The organism is Microbacterium sp. NPDC087592 (genome assembly GCF_044743585.1).
GTDB lineage: Bacteria > Actinomycetota > Actinomycetes > Actinomycetales > Microbacteriaceae > Microbacterium.
The window spans coordinates 288,294-305,192 of record NZ_JBIUWT010000002.1; the positions used below are offsets into that span (position 1 = coordinate 288,294).

Sequence of the window (16,899 nt, forward strand, 5' to 3'; positions counted from 1 at the left end):
TGGTGAAGGCTGCTCTCGTCCGCGTCGCCGGCCTCGCTGCATCCGTCGTCATCGTCCTGTGGGGCGCCGCCACCGTCGCGTTCCTCGCGTTCCGGGTGATCCCCGGTGATCCCGTGTCGGTGATGCTCGGCCCCCAGGCGCAGGTCAGCGAGGCGGTGAAAGACGGGATCCGCGCCGACCTCGGGCTGGATCGGCCGCCGCTCGAGCAGTATGTCGGCTTCATCGGGCAGCTGGCCCGCGGAGACCTGGGCGAGTCGTATCAGCTGCGGTTGCCGGTGTCCGAAGTCATCGGACGCCAGCTCGGCGCGACGGTGCAGCTCTCGGCGCTCGCGCTCCTCATCGCCCTGGTGCTGGCGCTCTCGGTCGCGGTGCTGGTGCGCGGCCAGGTGGCTCGTACCGTCGCCGCGGGCATCGAACTGGTCGTGCTGTCGTCACCCGTGTTCTGGATCGGGCTCATCCTGCTCAGCGTCTTCGCCTTCGGCCTGGGCTGGTTCCCCGTCTCGGGGGCGCGGAACCCGGCCACTCTCGTGCTGCCGGCGATCACCCTCGCCCTTCCGGTCGCGGCGTTGCTGAGTCAGGTGCTGCGGGACGGCCTGATGCAGGCGGAGCGGATGCCGTTCGCGGAGACCGTGCGTGCCCGCGGTGCCAGTCCCTCGTGGTTCACGGTGCGTCATGGGCTGCGTCACGGCGCGGCCTCCGCCATCACGCTCGCCGCGTACCTCACGGGTTCCGTGCTCGGTGGTGCCGTGCTCGTCGAGACCGTGTTCGCCCGCCCGGGACTCGGCCGTGTCACGCTGGCCGCGATCAGCGACCGGGACCTTCCGGTCATCACCGGCATCATCCTCCTGAGCGCCCTGGTGTTCGTCGTGGTGAACCTCGTGATCGAACTCGTGCATCCCCTCATCGATCCGCGCGTCGGAGCGGCCCGAGCCGGAGGTGTCCGATGAAGCGTGCGCAGCGCGTGCTGCTGTGGGCGGCCGTGGCGATGCTCACCCTGATAGTCTTCGCCGCCGTCTTCCCCGGAATGCTCGCGACTCACGATCCGCTGCAGACCGACGTCCGCTCGGCGCTGCTACCGCCGAGTGCCGAGCATCTCTTCGGCACCGACCAGAGCGGTCGCGACGTGTACTCGCGTGTCGTCTACGGGGCTGGGCGCTCGCTGGGGATCGGGCTTCTCGCCACGGCGGTCGCGCTGGCGGTCGGCCTCGTCATCGGAGCTCTCGCCGGGGTCGCACCCCGAGCGGTGGACACCACCGTGATGCGGGTCAACGACGTGCTGATGGCTTTTCCCGAGTTCCTCGTCGCTCTCGTCGTGGTCGCGGTGCTGGGGCCGGGGCCGGTGAACATCGCGATCGCGGTCACTCTCGCCGCGGTGCCCGTGTACATCCGGCTCGCCCGCGTGCAGACGCAGACCCTGCGGGTCGCCGAGCACGTCGAAGCCGCGCGCATCCTGGGCGTACCGAGGGTGAAGGCGTTCACGCGTCACGTCGTCCCCGGTGTGCTCGGGGCGCTGAGTGTGCTCGCGACGATCGGCATCGGGTCGAGCATCCTGGCCGCGGCGGGCCTGAGCTTCCTCGGTCTCGGCCCGTCCGAGCCGACGCCCGAATGGGGGCTGATGCTCGCCGGAGGACGCAACGTGCTGGGACAGGCATGGTGGATCGCGGTCTTCCCCGGAATCGCCATCACCCTCACCGTCATCTCGGCGACTGTCCTCGGGCGCATCCTGCGGGCACGCGCAGAAGGGCGGACGTCGTGAGTGCGCTGGAGGTGCGGGGACTGCGGATCGCGTTCGGCGCGGACCCGGTCGTCGACGGTGTCGGGTTCGCGGTGGAGCCGGGGGAGTGCGTCGCGATCGTCGGGGAATCCGGAGCGGGCAAGACACTCACCGCGCGCGCACTCCTCGGGCTCACGCCGTCGGATGCGACGGTGACGGTCGACACGCTCACCGTCGACGGGAGGGATGCGGCGACGCTCTCCGAGCGCGGCTGGCGGGGGCTCCGTGGCGCCGGCATCGGCCTCGTCTCGCAGGACGCCCTGGTCTCGCTCGATCCGCTCCGTCGCATCGGTGCGGAAGTGGCGGAGCCGTTGCGCCTGCACGGTATCGTGCGGGGCCGGGCAGCGCTCGACGCCCGGGTGCGAGAGCTTCTGCGGCGGGTGTGGATGCCGGATGCGGAGCGTCGCTCCCGGCAGTATGCGCACGAGCTCTCGGGCGGACTCCGACAGCGGGCATTGATCGCCTCCGCGATCGCCGCATCTCCTGTCGTCCTCGTGGCCGATGAGCCGACGACGGCGCTGGACGCCACGGTGCAGGCGCGGATCCTCGGCCTGCTGCGCGATATCACGGACGCCGGGACCGCGCTCGTCTTCATCAGCCACGACTTCGCGGCCGTCCGGCGGCTCGCGGACCGGGTGCTGGTCATGAAGGGCGGGCAGGTGGTCGAGTCCGGCCCGGTGTCCGAGGTGCTGGAGAGCCCGCAGCACGAGTACACGCGTCAGCTGATCGCGGCGACGATCCACGAACCCCGAGCGGGGGTGCAGACGGAGTCGGCGCCGGTGCTGGTCGTGGACGGAGTCTCGAAGAGCTTCGACGCGGTGCCGGCGGTCATCGAGGCGTCGTTCACCGTCATGGCGGGCCGGACGCTCGGCGTCGTGGGGGAGTCCGGATCAGGGAAGACGACCTTGGCGCGGATGATCGTCGGTGTCGAGCAGCCGGACGCCGGCTCGCTGCGCTGGATCGGCGAGCCGCGGGTGCAGCTCGTGCACCAGAACCCACTCGGTGCCTTCGACCCCCGATGGACGATCGGGCGCTCCCTGCGCGAGGGGCTCGAGGCCGCGGGCGTGCCCCGGGGCAGACGGGCCGAGCGGGTCGCCGAGCTGCTGGACGAGGTCGGCCTCGCACCCGAACTCGCCGACCGTCGTCCTCGCGCGCTCTCCGGCGGGCAGCGTCAGCGCGCGGCGATCGCCCGTGCGCTCGCCGCCGACCCCGAGGTGCTCGTCCTCGACGAACCCGTGTCGGCGCTCGACCCCTCGGTCCGCGAACGCGTGCTGCAGCTGCTCGCCCGACTGCAGCAAGAACGGAAACTGACGATGATCCTCGTCTCGCACGACCTCGATGTGGTCGGAGCCGTCGCCGACGAGGTGCTCGTCATGCAGGATGGCCGGATCGTGGAGCAGGGCGCGACCGCCGAGGTGTTCGCGGCGCCGCAGCATCCGTTCACGCGAGAGCTGCGGGAGGCGAGCGGTCCCGTCAGTCCTTGATCTGGATGCCCAGGCCCGCCGCGATCACGGGCGCCAGCTGCTGCACCTGGAACGACGAGAGTGTCGTCCCGCGGAGGCTGTTGGCGTCGAGATAGGTCATCGCATCGAGACCGCGCAGATCGACGTCTGTGGCGCGCATGCCCCGCGGGTCGACCTCGTCGCTGGTCGTGGCGGTGAACCGGACGCGGGTGAGGTCGGCCTGCGGCATGTCGATCGTGCGGATCGCGCAGCCGGAGATCTCGAGGTCGGTCACCTTCGCGGCACCGAGGTTGAGGTAGTCGATCCGTACGTCACGCAGCTCGAGTTCCGAGATGCGTGCCTCGCTGAGGTCAAGGGTGCCGATGCGGCCGCCAGCGATCCGCAGTCGTCGCACACCGGTGTCGCGCATCCGCAGTGAAGCGATGCGTGCCCCGGACATCTCGACGTCGACCACCGTCGCGCCCGTGAGGTCGACGGCTTCGGCATCCGCCGACACGGTGCACTGTTCGAGTGTCGCGTAGGCGAGGTCCACCGTTCCGTGGAGATCGAGGCTCGCGGCGATGATGTCGGCGCTGCGCGCGGGAGAGGCGGGCTCGAACTCCGGGGGCAGATCGGGGTCGCTGATACGGGGCGGTGCGGGGGACTCTGTCGTGCGGGCCATGCTCCGAGGCTATGGCCTGACACGGACACCGGCCTGGCCACTGCCCTGGCGTCGGCAGAGGCGTCTCTGCGAGGGGAGTGCGGATCTGCGACGGCGCGCGGCGCGCGGGACCCGCGTACACTGGAGGGACGAGCATCGATCCGGCATCACCGGGGAGCTCTCGGAAGAACGGCGCATCCCCCGGGGTGTGCTCAGTAGAACCGAGCGGGGCAGGCCCGTCACAGCCGCAGTGAGAGTGGTCGCGTCGCAAGGCGTGGCACGCGAGGTGGTACCGCGGTCCGTGAGGGTCGTCCTCGCAGGAGCATCCGCCACGACGACCACTGCGAGACACGATGACCTACCCCCGTTCCTCCTTCGGCCCCGCCGCCGATTCCGTCGCGCCCAGCCCCCGCTTCCCGCAGATCGAGGAGGAGGTGCTCGCGTTCTGGAAGGACGACGACACCTTCCGCGCCTCGATCGAGCAGCGTGAGGGATCGCCGGAGTGGGTGTTCTACGACGGCCCGCCGTTCGCGAACGGCCTGCCGCACTACGGCCACCTCCTCACCGGGTACGCCAAGGACGTGTTCCCGCGCTTCCAGACCATGACCGGCCACAAGGTCGACCGGGTCTTCGGCTGGGACACGCACGGACTTCCCGCCGAGCTCGAGGCGATGAAGCAGCTCGGCATCACCGAGAAGGCCGAGATCGAGGAGATGGGCATCGACGTCTTCAATGCGAAGGCGAAGAGCTCGGTACTCGCCTACACGCACGAGTGGCAGGACTACGTCACCCGCCAGGCGCGCTGGGTCGACTTCGACCGCGGCTACAAGACGCTCGACCTCGGGTACATGGAGAGCGTGCTCTGGGCGTTCAAGACGCTGTACGACAAGGGCCTCGCCTACGAGGGCTACCGCGTCCTGCCGTACTGCTGGCGTGATGAGACCCCGCTCAGCGCTCACGAGCTGCGCATGGACGACGACGTGTACCAGATGCGTCAGGACCCCTCCGTCACGGTGACCTTCCCGTTGACCGGGGCCAAGGCCGAGTCGCTCGGGCTCACGGGAGTGCGCGCCCTCGCCTGGACGACCACGCCCTGGACGTTGCCGACCAACGTCGCACTCGCCGTGGGGCCGGAGATCGAGTACGTCGTGCTGCCCGCCGGCCCGCTCGGTGCCGCAGACGTGCATCAGGTCGCAGGGACCACGGATGCCGCGATCGAGTCGTCCGCGCATCGCTACCTGCTCGCCCGTGAGCTCGTCGGCGGTTACGCGAAGGACCTCGGGTACGAGAGTGCGGAGGACGCGCTCGCCGCGGTCGACGCCACCGTCCGCGGCGCCGAGCTGCAGGACGTCACCTACGACCGTCTGTTCGACTACTACGCCGACACCGAGACGTACGGCACCGAGAACGCCTGGCGCATCCTGGTCGACGACTACGTCACGGTCAGCGACGGCACCGGCATCGTCCACCAGGCCCCGGCCTACGGTGAGGACGACCAGCGGGTCGCGGGCGCGGCCGGCATCCCCACGATCCTGTCTCTCGACGACGGCGGGAAGTTCCTCCCGAACGTCACCGATGTGGCGGGTCAGCTGTGGATGGACGCGAACACGCCGCTGGTGCGCCTGATCCGCGAGAACGGTCGTCTGATCCGTCTGCAGAGCTACGAGCACTCGTACCCGCACTGCTGGCGCTGCCGGAACCCGCTGATCTACAAGGCCGTGTCGAGCTGGTTCATCCGCGTGACGGACATCAAGGACGACATGCTCGCGAACAACGAGCAGATCACCTGGGTGCCGGAGAACGTGAAGCACGGCCAGTTCGGCAAGTGGCTCGAGGGTGCGCGCGACTGGTCGATCAGCCGCAACCGCTATTGGGGTTCGCCGATCCCGATCTGGAAGAGCGACGACCCGGAGTACCCGCGCGTCGACGCCTACGGTTCGCTCGAGGATCTGGAGCGCGACTTCGGCACGCTGCCGCGCAACCCCGAGGGCGAGATCGACCTGCACCGCCCGTACATCGATGACCTGACGCGCCCGAACCCCGACGATCCCACGGGCAAGAGCACGATGCGACGGATCGAAGACGTCTTCGACGTGTGGTTCGACTCGGGGTCGATGCCCTACGCCCAGGTGCACTACCCGTTCGAGAACCAGGAGTGGTTCGACTCGCACGCGCCGGCGGACTTCATCGTCGAGTACATCGGTCAGACCCGCGGCTGGTTCTACGTCATGCACGTGCTGTCGACGGCGTTGTTCGACCGCCCGGCGTTCACCGGTGTCAGCTGCCACGGCATCGTGCTGGGCAGCGACGGGTACAAGATGTCGAAGTCGCTGCGCAACTACCCGGACGTTTCCGAGGTGCTCGATCGCGACGGCTCCGACGCGATGCGCTGGTTCCTGATGTCGAGCTCCGTGCTGCGCGGCGGCAACCTCGCGGTGACCGAAGAGGGCATCCGCTCCGGCGTCCGCGAGTTCCTGCTGCCGCTGTGGAACTCCTGGTACTTCTTCGCCACCTACGCGAATGCGTCCGGTGTCGACGGCTACGAGGCCGAATGGTGCACGGATTCCACGGATGTGCTCGACCGCTACATCCTGGCTCGCCTCGGAGACCTCGTGCGCGAGGTGCGCGCCGATCTGGAGGGACTCGACTCGACCACGGCGTCGGCACGACTGCGCGACTTCGTCGAGGTGCTGACGAACTGGTACATCCGCCGCTCGCGCGACCGCTTCTGGGTCGGTGTGACCGAGGACCCGAAGAGCCGCGAGGCTTTCGACACGCTCTACACCGTGCTCGAGACGCTCACTCGCGTCGCGGCACCGCTCGTGCCGCTGATCAGTGAGCGCGTGTGGCAGGGGCTCACCGGCGGGCGCAGCGTGCACCTGACGGACTGGCCGGATGACACACAGTTCCCCGCCGCCGACGAGATCCGTGACGCGATGGATGCGGTGCGCGAGCTCTCGAGCGTCGGCAATGCGCTGCGCAAGAAGGAGAAGCTGCGCGTGCGACTCCCGCTGGCGCGTCTGACCGTCGTGTCGCCGCTGGCCGGGACGCTGGGGCAGTTCGAGGACATCCTGCGCGAGGAGCTCAACGTCAAGTCGGTCGAGCTCGTCGCCCTGCAGGACTCGACCGCCGCCGAATACGGCATCACGCACCGCCTGAGCGTGAACGCGCGTGCCGCGGGTCCGCGTCTCGGCAAGAACGTGCAGACCGTGATCAAGGCGGCCAAGGCGGGGGACTGGTCCGAAGAGGGCGGGGTCGTCACCGCGGGTGGGATCGCCCTGGAGCCCGCCGAGTACGACCTCGCGCTGGAGACGACCGGACGTCCGGAGGGCGAGGCGCTGGCGATCGTGCCCTCGGGCGGGTTCGTGCTGCTCGACACGCAGACCACGCCGCAGCTCGAGGCCGAGGGTCTCGCGCGCGACGCGATCCGTGTGGTGCAGGAGGCCCGGAAGAATGCGGGCCTCGACGTGAGCGACCGCATCGTCCTGGCACTCAACGCCTCGCCGGAGGACGCCACTGCGCTGGAGGCCCACGCGGAGCTGATCGCCGCGGAGACGCTCGCGGTCGCCTTCGCCGTGCAGCCGACCGACGACCTCGAGGCCCTGGTCGATGAGGTCACGAGCCCCGGCGACGGCGTCTTCCGTTCGGGAGCGCGTGCGCTCGGTGCGACGAAGGCCCCGGTGATCGTGACGATCGATGCGACTGCGGTCGCGAGCGGAAAGGCCGGAGCATGAGCGAGAGGGAACGAGCGGACGCCGTCTACGAGGCGCTGCTGAGCCGCGCGGGGGAGCGCTGGGTGCAGCCGCGCAAGGAGCGCACCGCGCGCATCCTCGCCTTCCTGGACGACCCGCAGCGCACCTACCGCGTGATCCACATCACGGGCACGAACGGCAAGACCTCGACGGCGCGCATGATCGAGAGCCTGCTGCGCGCGCATGACCTGCGCACGGGCCTGTTCACGAGCCCGCACCTGGAGCGTTTCACGGAGCGCATCATGATCGACGGCGAGCCGATCGCCGACGAGGCGATCGCCGACGCGTGGGATGAGATCGAGCCGTTCGTCGACATCGTGGACGCGGAGTTCGAGGCCGCGGGCGATGCGCCGCTGACCTTCTTCGAGCTGCTCACGGTCCTGGCGTTCGTCGCCGTGGCGGATGCGCCGGTAGATGTGCTGGTGCTCGAGGTCGGCATGGGTGGGGAGTGGGACTCCACGAACACGGCCGACGGTGACGTCGCGGTGTTCGCGCCGATCGACATCGACCACGCGGATCGGCTCGGCGACACGATCGCCGAGATCGCGGAGGTCAAGTCGGGCATCATCAAGGAGGGCGCGGCGGTCGTCTCCGCCCAGCAGCCTCCCGAGGCCGCTGAGGTGCTGCGTCGCGTGGCGGCGGAGCGCAACGCGACCATCGCCTTCGAGGGCGAGGAGTTCGGCATCACGGAGCAGAAGCTCGCCGTCGGCGGCCAGCTGCTCACGATCCGCGGGCTCGCGGGGGAGTACGCCGAGGAGTACCTGCCGCTGTACGGAGCTCACCAGGGCCACAACGCCGCACTCGCCGTCGCCGCCGTCGAGTCGCTCATCGGCGGGGCGACCCAGGCGATCGCGGGCGACGTCATCTCCGATGGACTCCAGGGCACGACCTCTCCGGGGCGGCTGCAGCTGCTCGGAATCGCGCCGACCGTGATCGTCGATGCCGCGCACAATCCCCACGGAGCCACGGCCCTCGCCCAGGCGCTGGACGACAGCTTCGACTTCGACGAGTGGGGCCTCGTGCTCGGTGTGCTCGACGACAAGGACGCCGCAGGCATCGTCGGCCGGCTCGCTCCCGCCGTCGCGCACGTCTTCGCGACGGCGCCGGACTCGGATCGCGCGAGCGACGCCGATGCGATCGCCGACCTCGTCGAGCAGACGGGTCAGCGGGCGACCGTGCACCACTCGCTCGCCGACGCCGCCGACGCGGCGCGTGAGTGGGCGGCATCGTCCGATCGCCGGGCTGTCGTCATCGCCGGCTCGGTCGTGCTCGCCGGCGAGGCGATCGCCCTCGCCGAGGAAGAGGACTGGAAGTCGGGGTGGCGCGCGTGAGTGCGGATGCCGCCCCCGCACGCGCCCCGCGGCCGCCGCGCACGCTCGTGCAGAAGCTCGCGCCCATCGTGCTCGGGTTCGAGGCGATCGTGGTGTTCCTCGTCGGACTCACGATCTTCGGCCTGCGGCAGCTGCCCGCCGGCGTCGAGCAGTGGTGGGGGATCGTCGGCGGTGGCGTCCTCGCGATCGCCTGCATCGCCATCGCCGGGATGATCACGAAGCCCTGGGCCCTCACGGCCGGATGGGTCGTCCAGGCCATCGTCGCGCTGTCGGCGTTCTTCGTTCCTGCCATCCTGCTCGTCGTCCTGATTTTCGGCGGCATGTGGGCGTATGCGACCATCGGAGGGGCCCGACTGGACGCACGACGCCCCGCCGAGCCCACGACCGAGACTCAGACAGAGAGTGAATGACATGGCCACCGAAGAAACCCTCGTCCTCGTCAAGCCCGATGGTGTCGCCCGCGGCCTCACCGGCACGATCCTCGCCCGCATCGAGGCGAAGGGGTACGCCCTCGTCGACATCCGCCTCGTCGAGCCCGACCGCGATCTGCTCGCCGAGCACTACGCCGAGCACGAGGGAAAGCCGTTCTACGAGCCGCTGCTCGAGTTCATGCTCTCGGGACCGTCGGTCGCCATCCGTCTCGCGGGCAACCGTGTGATCGAGGGCTTCCGCTCGCTCGCCGGCACGACCGACCCGACCACGGCCGCGCCCGGCACGATCCGTGGTGACTTCGGCCGCGACTGGGGCCTCAAGGTGCAGCAGAACCTCGTGCACGGTTCGGACAGCCCTGAGTCGGCCGCGCGCGAGCTCGGCATCTGGTTCGACTGAGCTCCGAGACAGGAAACCCGCCGTCGATCCGAGGATCGGCGGCGGGTTTCCTCATTCCGTGGAGCGGGATCAGAAGATCATGCCGATGACCTCGCCGAGAAGGTCGAGGCCGCGCAGCTGGACGAGCAGGATGATCAACGCGTAGGCGAGGATCGTCGCGAGCGGCACCCAGGGCATCAGCCGGTTCGCGCGCTCCTGCGCCCGCTCGCTGTTCGTGAACGTGCCGTTGCGGGTGAGATGCACCATGGTCGCGAAGAAGGTCGGGATGGTGACCGCCCACGTGGCCATGCACCACGGGCACAACACACCGAGGTTCGGCGCGTACAGGCTCTGGCTGATGAGCCAGACGACGAAGCCGAACGCGAACGTGATCCCGGCACCGAAAGCCAGCCAGAACCAACGGGGGAAGCGCGCGCCGGCGAGCAGCGCCACGCCGACGACCAGCGGCGCCATCCACAGCGTGAGGCCGATGATCGGGTTCGCGAAGCCGAACACCTCGCCCTGCCACGAGTTGAGGTTGACGTCGCACTGGATCATCACGCTCACGTAGCAGTTGGACACCGCGTCGGGATTCTCGAGCTTGGCGAGCTTCTCGGTGAGGAGCTGGAAGGCGGCGAACCAGCCCACCACGCTCGCGAAGATCAGCCAGACGGCGTAGACGACGGGGCGGGTGCGCTGCTCGCTCATACTGAGGATTATCCCTGCGATGGCTATGGATGTGGCGAGAACAGGCCGGACAAAAACGCGCTGGTCTCGATGGGATGCCGTGAACGGACCCACTTGGTGCGATAATGGCCTGTGACACGATGAACGGCCTTGCCGCGACACGTGCCGACGCAGACTTCGGGGCCCCATGCCCCACGCGATCAGAGCCATGAGCCGGTCGCACACCGAGTGAGTTCGCGGAACCTGCGGGTACCGCATGAGATTTCACGGAGCACCAGTGCCCCGTGCAGGGAGTAAGCCAGAGATGGCCGATGAGAACAATGACAACAACGTACCTACCCTCGACTTCCCGGCTGACGCCGCGGGACCGCTGACGGAGCCCACGGCTCCCGAGGCCGACGACTCCCACGGGTCGACGAGCGAGGGCGACGCCGCATCGGATGCAGCGGAAGCTGCCGCCGATGCCGCTGCCGACGATGTCGCTGCCGGCTACGCGGCTGCGGAAGACGCCGCCGCCGCTGCGGATGACGCTGCGGCGGGCGCCGTCGCGGATGCCGCTGCAGACGACGAGGCTGCCGCGGTGATCGCTGCCGAGGCTGCGAACGCATCCGGATCCGAGGCCGAAGCCGAGGCCGAGGCAGACGCTACGGCGGAGAGCGGCGATGCCGTGGCTCCCTCGGATGCCGACGTCGAGGCGATGTCCGAGGCGATCGTCGAAGAGAGCGCTGTGAGGGACGAGGCTGCCGAAGAAGCGTCCGGTGCCGAGACCTCCGCCGAGGAGTCTGCAGGACAGGCTGACGCTGCCACCGAGACGCCCGTCGAGGAACCTGTCGAGGAGAAGGCTCCGGCTGCTCCCGAGGCTCCGGCCGCGGTGACCGCCGTGTCGCTCGGGCTGCTGCCCGAGGTCTTCGTGTCGCAGGTCTCCACGCAACTGCACTTCTACGCGCCCGAGATCACCCCGCTGCCTGCACGGCCCGACCGCGGAGAGCGCATCTTCGACCGCATCGCCGAGCGCGAGCAGTCGCAGGACGAGTCGTCGGGTCGTGGCCGCGGTCGTGGCCGTCGCCGTGGCGGATCCGACGGGGACGACCAGCGTGAAGAGCCGCGTCAGCGTCAGCGCGTCGTGGAGTACATCACCGAGCCGAAGGCCATCAAGGGTTCCACCCGGCTCGAGGCGAAGAAGCAGCGTCGCCGCGACGGACGCGACGCGGGTCGCCGCCGTCCGGTCGTCACCGAGGCCGAGTTCCTCGCGCGTCGCGAGTCCGTCGACCGCAAGATGGTCGTGCGCTCGAAGAACGGCCGCACGCAGATCGGCGTCCTCGAGGACGGCGTCCTCGTCGAGCACTACGTCGCCCGCAACCAGGACGCCTCGCTGATCGGCAACGTGTACCTCGGCCGCGTCCAGAACGTGCTGCCGAGCATGGAGGCCGCGTTCGTCGACATCGGCCGTGGCCGCAACGCCGTGCTGTACTCCGGTGAGGTCGACTGGGACGGCGTGGAGACCGGCAACCAGCCGCGGCGCATCGAGCTCGCGCTCAAGCCCGGCGATCGCGTGCTCGTGCAGGTCACCAAGGACCCGGTCGGACACAAGGGCGCCCGCCTCACCAGCCAGATCTCCCTTCCCGGCCGCTACCTGGTCTACGTGCCCGGCGGCTCGATGAACGGCATCAGCCGCAAGCTTCCCGACAACGAGCGTGCGCGACTCAAGCGGATCCTCAAGGAGGTCCTCCCCGAGTCGTCCGGCGTGATCGTGCGCACTGCGGCCGAGGGCGCGACCGAGGACCAGCTCACGCGCGATGTGCAGCGCCTCACCGCGCAGTGGGAGCACGTCCAGAAGCAGGTCGAGAACCAGCAGGCACCTGCTCTCCTGCATGCGGAGCCCGACCTGCTCGTGAAGATCGTCCGCGACGTCTTCAACGAGGACTTCACCAAGATGCTGATCCAGGGTGAGGACGCGCAGCAGACCATCCGCGCCTACCTGGAGAGCGTCGCGCCCGACCTGCTCGAGCGTGTCGAGGCATACGAGGAGGAGGCCGACCCGTTCGACGCGTTCCGCATCACGGAGCAGATCGAGAAGGCCCTCGACCGCAAGGTCTGGCTCCCGTCGGGCGGTTCGCTCGTGATCGACCGTACCGAGGCGATGACCGTCGTCGACGTCAACACCGGAAAGTTCGTCGGCTCCGGCGGAAACCTCGAGGAGACGGTCACCAAGAACAACCTCGAGGCCGCGGAGGAGATCGTCCGCCAGCTGCGACTGCGCGACATCGGCGGCATCATCGTCGTCGACTTCATCGACATGGTGCTCGAGTCCAACCGTGACCTCGTGCTCCGCCGTCTGATCGAATGCCTGAGCCGCGACCGGACGAAGCACCAGGTCGCCGAGGTCACCTCGCTCGGCCTCGTGCAGATGACCCGCAAGAAGCTCGGACTCGGGCTCCTCGAGACCTTCAGCGAGGCCTGCGAGGTCTGCGCCGGCCGCGGTGTCATCGTGCACCACGATCCGGTCGTGAAGCACCGCTCCAGCAACAACGGCGGCAGCAGCAACGGCAACGGCCAGAGCGGTCGTCGTCAACGCGGCGGCAACGGAAACAACGGCGGCAACGGCCAGAGTCAGAACGCGCCTGCGGCTCCGAGCGTGACCCACAGCATCACCGAGGGTGCCAAGTCGGCGCTGGCTCAGATCGCCGCCTCCACCATCGTTCCGGCCGCGGAAGGCGCTGCAGAGGCGGAGACCACCCCGGCAGCGTCCGAGGCGCCGACGGCGGCCGAACGGCCCAAGAAGGCCCGCAAGAAGCGCGGTGGCGATCGTTCGGCGCCGAAGTCGCCGGCGGAGCAGCTGCTCGACTCGGTTCTCGACGCCCTTCCGGAGCCGAAGGCTCCGGGTCAGGGCCGGGGTCGCCGTCGGGTGAGCACTGCTGCACTCACCGGCACCCCGGTGTCGGTGAACAACGAGCCGTCAGCGCCGGTCGCGGCCGCGGACTCGGAGTCCTGAGGCGATCAGGCGTCGCACCAGCTCCTTGCCCTTGACCGGGCGGGCGCCGGCGATGACGAGCCGGGGGATCATCTCCTCCGGCACGTCGTAATGGTCGAGGTCGAAGGCGCGCGCCGGCACGTCGTTCGCCTTCGCGAAGGTGTGCAGTTCGTCGAGGCTCTCGTCGCTGACCAGGTGCGCCCACAGGCGTCCGTGGGCGGGCCAGAGGGGGTCGTCGACGAGTACGGTCACCTCGTCAGCCTACGACCGCTCCCGGCGTTGGCGGCCGGGGGAGCGACACGCGGGGGAGCGGGAGCGGCCCCGCTTTGCGACACCGACCCGCATCCGGTAAAGTAGTCCCTTGGTGCGTATGCCGCGTCGTCCTCGTCGGTCGAAGCGGAGAGTCTTGCGTTCGCGCCCGCCGTTCCACGGTGCATGCAAGCAACAGTCTTCCCGTGAGATCTCGGAGCCGCGAGCTCCCCAACGAAACAGGTATGAAGTGGTTTACGCAGTAGTGCGCGCCGGTGGGCGGCAGGAGAAGGTCGAGGTCGGCACGATCGTTCAGCTCGACCGTGTCAAGGCTGCCCAGGGCGAGAAGATCGAGCTGGCCGCAGTGCTGCTCGTCGACGGCGCCACGGTGACCACCGACGCTGACTCGCTGGCGAAGGTCAAGGTCACGGCTGAGGTCATCGGCAACCTCCGCGGCCCGAAGATCATCATCCAGAAGTACAAGAACAAGACCGGTTACAAGAAGCGCCAGGGCCACCGTCAGGAGCTCACGCGCGTCAAGATCACCGGCATCAAGTAAGCCAGAGGGGACTAGGACATGGCACATAAAAAGGGCGCAAGCTCCACCCGTAACGGTCGTGACTCCAACGCTCAGCGCCTCGGCGTGAAGCGCTTCGGTGGTCAGCAGGTCCTCGCCGGCGAGATCATCGTCCGCCAGCGCGGCACGCACTTCCACCCCGGCGTCAACGTCGGCCGTGGTGGCGACGACACGCTGTTCGCTCTGGCCGCCGGTGCGGTCCAGTTCGGAGCGAAGGGCGGCCGCAAGGTCGTCAACATCGTCGCTGCAGCTGAGTGATCTCAGCACGACACTAGTCATCCGGTTCGGGGCGGGCTTCGGCTCGCCCCGTCCGTGTATCTGCACACCGTCATAAACAGGAACCCAGGGGAACCCGCACATGGTCACGTTCGTCGACACCGTCACACTGCACCTGCGTGCGGGTAAGGGCGGCGGCGGTTGCGTCTCCGTGCACCGCGAGAAGTTCAAGCCCCTCGGCGGCCCCGACGGCGGAAACGGCGGCGACGGCGGCGACATCGTGCTCGTCGCCGACCCGCAGACCGGCACGCTGCTCTCGTACCACCACTCTCCGCACCGTTCCTCGGGCAACGGCGGTCCCGGCATGGGCGACCACCGCTCCGGTTTCCTCGGCGAGACGCTCGAACTGCCGGTGCCGGTGGGCACCGTGGTGAAGAACACCGCGGGCGAGGTCCTGATCGACATGATCATCCCCGGCGAGCGGTTCGTCGTCGCCAAGGGTGGGATGGGTGGGCTCGGCAACGCCGCCCTCGCCACTCCGAAGCGCAAGGCTCCCGGCTTCGCGCTTCTGGGTACGCCCGGATACGAGGGCGACGTCGTCCTCGAGCTGAAGACCGTCGCCGACATCGCGCTCGTCGGCTACCCGTCTGCCGGCAAGTCGAGTCTGATCGGCGCGATCTCGGCCGCTCGGCCCAAGATCGCCGACTACCCGTTCACCACCCTGCACCCCAACCTCGGCGTCGTGCAGGTCGGAGACTTCCGCTACACGGTCGCCGACGTGCCCGGCCTCATCGAGGGCGCGAGCGAGGGGCGCGGCCTCGGACTCGAGTTCCTCCGCCATGTCGAGCGCTGCTCTGCCCTGCTGCACGTCCTCGACTGCGCCACCCTCGAGCCCGGGCGCGACCCGATCTCCGACCTCGATGTCATCCTCGCCGAGCTCGGCGCCTACGAGGTGCCCGAGGGGCAGACCCCTCTCCTCGAGCGCCCGCAGTTCGTCGCGCTGAACAAGATCGACGTGCCCGAGGCGCGCGACCTCGCCGAACTGGTGCGCCCCGATCTCGAAGCGCGCGGCTTCCGTGTGTTTGAGATCTCCACGGTCTCGCACGAGGGGCTGCGTCCGCTGACGTTCGCGCTGGGCGAGCTCGTCGAGAAGGCCCGCGCCGAAGCCGCGCTGGAGACGCCGCCGGAGCGCGTCGTCATCCGCCCGCGTGGCTCCAAGAAGGGGTTCACCATCCGCGTCGAGGGTGGCACCTACGGCAACGTCTACCGGATCATGGGAGAGAAGCCGGTGCGTTGGGTTCAGCAGACCGACTTCCAGAACGAAGAGGCTGTGGGCTACCTCGCGGATCGCCTCGAGAAGCTCGGCGTCGAGGACGAACTCTTCCGCCTCGGTGCGGTGCAGGGGTCGACCGTCGTGATCGGCGAGGGCGACAGCATCGTCTTCGACTGGGAACCCACGATGACCTCGGCGGCGGAGCTCATGAGCGCTCCCCGTGGTACCGACCCCCGACTGGCACCCAACTCGCGCCGGACGACGTCGGAGCGCCGCGAGCAGTACTACGAGCGCATGGATGCCAAGGCCGAGGCTCGTGCTGAGGTGGAGACCCAGCGCCTGGCCGCGTACCGCGAGGACGGCGAGTGACCGCACGCACCCGCGCTGATCTGGCGACCGCCTCGCGAATCGTCGTCAAGGTCGGTTCGTCCTCGATCAGCGGCGAGTCGTCGTGGCGCATCCCTGTGATCGTCGAGGCCCTCGCCGCAGCGCACGCACGTGGGGCCGAGGTCGTGCTGGTGTCCTCCGGCGCGATCGCGTCCGGGATCCCGTTCCTGCGTCTGGACTCGCGGCCGAACGACCTCGCCACCCAGCAGGCGGCCGCGGCCGTAGGGCAGAACATCCTCATGTACCGGTACCAGGAGTCGCTTCGCCCGTTCGACATCGTCGCCGGTCAAGTCCTCCTCACCACCGGCGACCTGGAACACCCCACCTCACGCTCGAACGCACGGCGTGCGATGGAGCGACTTCTCGGTCTGCGGACTCTGCCGATCGTCAACGAGAACGACACGGTCGCGACGCAGGAGATCCGGTTCGGAGACAACGATCGTCTGGGCGCCCTGGTCGCGCAGCTGATCGAGGCCGACGCGCTCATCCTCCTAAGCGACATCGAGTCGCTGTACACGAAGCCGCCGACGGATCCGGGTGCGGAGCCGATCGACATCGTCGCCCCCGACGCCGATCTCACCGGGCTCGAATTCGGTGCGACGGTGGTCAACAGCGTCGGCACCGGCGGAGCGGCGACCAAGGTCTCGGCGGCGCGACTGGCCGCGGCGTCCGGCATCGGCGTGCTCGTCACCAGCGCAGATCTGGTGGACAAGGCGCTCTCCGGCGCCGAAATAGGAACCTGGTTCGAACCCGCCACCTCATAAACTGGACG

General features: G+C 69.1%; 15 protein-coding genes. 12 read left to right on the forward strand and 3 right to left on the reverse strand.

Features of this window, described 5'->3' with window-relative positions:
- The first annotated feature begins 2 nt into the window (after positions 1–2).
- The 3 genes from ACIOTO_RS14325 to ACIOTO_RS14335 are packed head-to-tail and all read left to right on the forward strand — an operon-like array spanning position 3 to position 3,258.
- Positions 3–947, forward strand: a complete 945-nt coding sequence (locus ACIOTO_RS14325) for an ABC transporter permease (RefSeq protein ID WP_400858366.1) — start codon at positions 3–5, stop codon at positions 945–947.
- On the forward strand, positions 944–1,756 hold the full coding sequence (locus ACIOTO_RS14330) for an ABC transporter permease (RefSeq protein ID WP_029261657.1): 813 nt from the start codon (positions 944–946) through the stop codon (positions 1,754–1,756). The genes ACIOTO_RS14325 and ACIOTO_RS14330 overlap by 4 nt, the downstream gene beginning before the upstream one ends.
- Positions 1,753–3,258: an ATP-binding cassette domain-containing protein gene (locus tag ACIOTO_RS14335; RefSeq protein WP_400858367.1), complete on the forward strand. Its 1,506-nt coding sequence runs from the start codon at positions 1,753–1,755 to the stop codon at positions 3,256–3,258. The genes ACIOTO_RS14330 and ACIOTO_RS14335 overlap by 4 nt, the downstream gene beginning before the upstream one ends.
- On the opposite strand, the gene ACIOTO_RS14340 is transcribed toward ACIOTO_RS14335, so the two are convergent.
- On the reverse strand, positions 3,248–3,898 hold the full coding sequence (locus tag ACIOTO_RS14340) for a pentapeptide repeat-containing protein (RefSeq protein ID WP_400858368.1): 651 nt from the start codon (positions 3,896–3,898) through the stop codon (positions 3,248–3,250). The two genes, ACIOTO_RS14335 and ACIOTO_RS14340, sit on opposite strands and share 11 nt — an antisense overlap.
- 332 nt (positions 3,899–4,230) lie before the next feature.
- Between ACIOTO_RS14340 and ileS the strand changes: the two genes are divergently transcribed.
- The 4 genes from ileS to ndk are packed head-to-tail and all read left to right on the forward strand — an operon-like array spanning position 4,231 to position 9,788.
- Positions 4,231–7,611: an isoleucine--tRNA ligase gene (ileS, locus tag ACIOTO_RS14345; protein ID WP_400858369.1), complete on the forward strand. Its 3,381-nt coding sequence runs from the start codon at positions 4,231–4,233 to the stop codon at positions 7,609–7,611.
- Positions 7,608–8,960, forward strand: a complete 1,353-nt coding sequence (locus ACIOTO_RS14350) for a bifunctional folylpolyglutamate synthase/dihydrofolate synthase (protein ID WP_400858370.1) — start codon at positions 7,608–7,610, stop codon at positions 8,958–8,960. The genes ileS and ACIOTO_RS14350 overlap by 4 nt, the downstream gene beginning before the upstream one ends.
- Positions 8,957–9,370, forward strand: coding sequence for a DUF4233 domain-containing protein (locus ACIOTO_RS14355; RefSeq protein WP_400858371.1), 414 nt, complete (start codon positions 8,957–8,959; stop codon positions 9,368–9,370). Before ACIOTO_RS14350 ends, ACIOTO_RS14355 begins: the two co-directional genes overlap by 4 nt.
- 1 nt (position 9,371) lies before the next feature.
- Positions 9,372–9,788 carry a nucleoside-diphosphate kinase gene (ndk, locus tag ACIOTO_RS14360; protein WP_029261664.1) on the forward strand — a complete coding sequence of 139 codons (417 nt, stop codon included), beginning with the start codon at positions 9,372–9,374 and terminating at the stop codon, positions 9,786–9,788.
- A gap of 69 nt (positions 9,789–9,857) precedes the next feature.
- On the opposite strand, the gene ACIOTO_RS14365 is transcribed toward ndk, so the two are convergent.
- A complete protein-coding gene (locus ACIOTO_RS14365; protein WP_400858372.1) occupies positions 9,858–10,475 on the reverse strand; it encodes a vitamin K epoxide reductase family protein in 618 nt (205 codons plus the stop codon).
- A 283-nt stretch (positions 10,476–10,758) separates the two neighbouring features.
- On the opposite strand from ACIOTO_RS14365, the gene ACIOTO_RS14370 reads away from it, so the two are divergent.
- Positions 10,759–13,446 (forward strand): Rne/Rng family ribonuclease, encoded by a 2,688-nt coding sequence (locus ACIOTO_RS14370; protein ID WP_400858373.1) that lies wholly within the window; start codon positions 10,759–10,761, stop codon positions 13,444–13,446.
- Here ACIOTO_RS14370 and ACIOTO_RS14375 read toward each other — a convergent pair.
- Positions 13,411–13,677 (reverse strand): DUF4031 domain-containing protein, encoded by a 267-nt coding sequence (locus ACIOTO_RS14375; RefSeq protein WP_029261667.1) that lies wholly within the window; start codon positions 13,675–13,677, stop codon positions 13,411–13,413. The two genes, ACIOTO_RS14370 and ACIOTO_RS14375, sit on opposite strands and share 36 nt — an antisense overlap.
- A 247-nt stretch (positions 13,678–13,924) precedes the next feature.
- Here ACIOTO_RS14375 and rplU point away from each other — a divergent pair, with 247 nt between their 5' ends.
- The 4 genes from rplU to proB all read left to right on the forward strand — a co-directional run bounded on the left by rplU (position 13,925) and on the right by proB (position 16,891).
- Positions 13,925–14,233, forward strand: coding sequence for a 50S ribosomal protein L21 (rplU, locus tag ACIOTO_RS14380; protein ID WP_028501602.1), 309 nt, complete (start codon positions 13,925–13,927; stop codon positions 14,231–14,233).
- Positions 14,234–14,251: 18 nt separating this feature from the next.
- Positions 14,252–14,509, forward strand: a complete 258-nt coding sequence (gene rpmA, locus ACIOTO_RS14385) for a 50S ribosomal protein L27 (RefSeq protein ID WP_028501603.1) — start codon at positions 14,252–14,254, stop codon at positions 14,507–14,509.
- Positions 14,510–14,609: 100 nt separating this feature from the next.
- A complete protein-coding gene (obgE, locus tag ACIOTO_RS14390) occupies positions 14,610–16,109 on the forward strand; it encodes a GTPase ObgE (protein WP_029261668.1) in 1,500 nt (499 codons plus the stop codon).
- Complete coding sequence (proB, locus tag ACIOTO_RS14395) at positions 16,106–16,891, forward strand: glutamate 5-kinase (protein ID WP_029261669.1); 786 nt, start codon at positions 16,106–16,108, stop codon at positions 16,889–16,891. Before obgE ends, proB begins: the two co-directional genes overlap by 4 nt.
- Positions 16,892–16,899 lie beyond the last annotated feature (8 nt).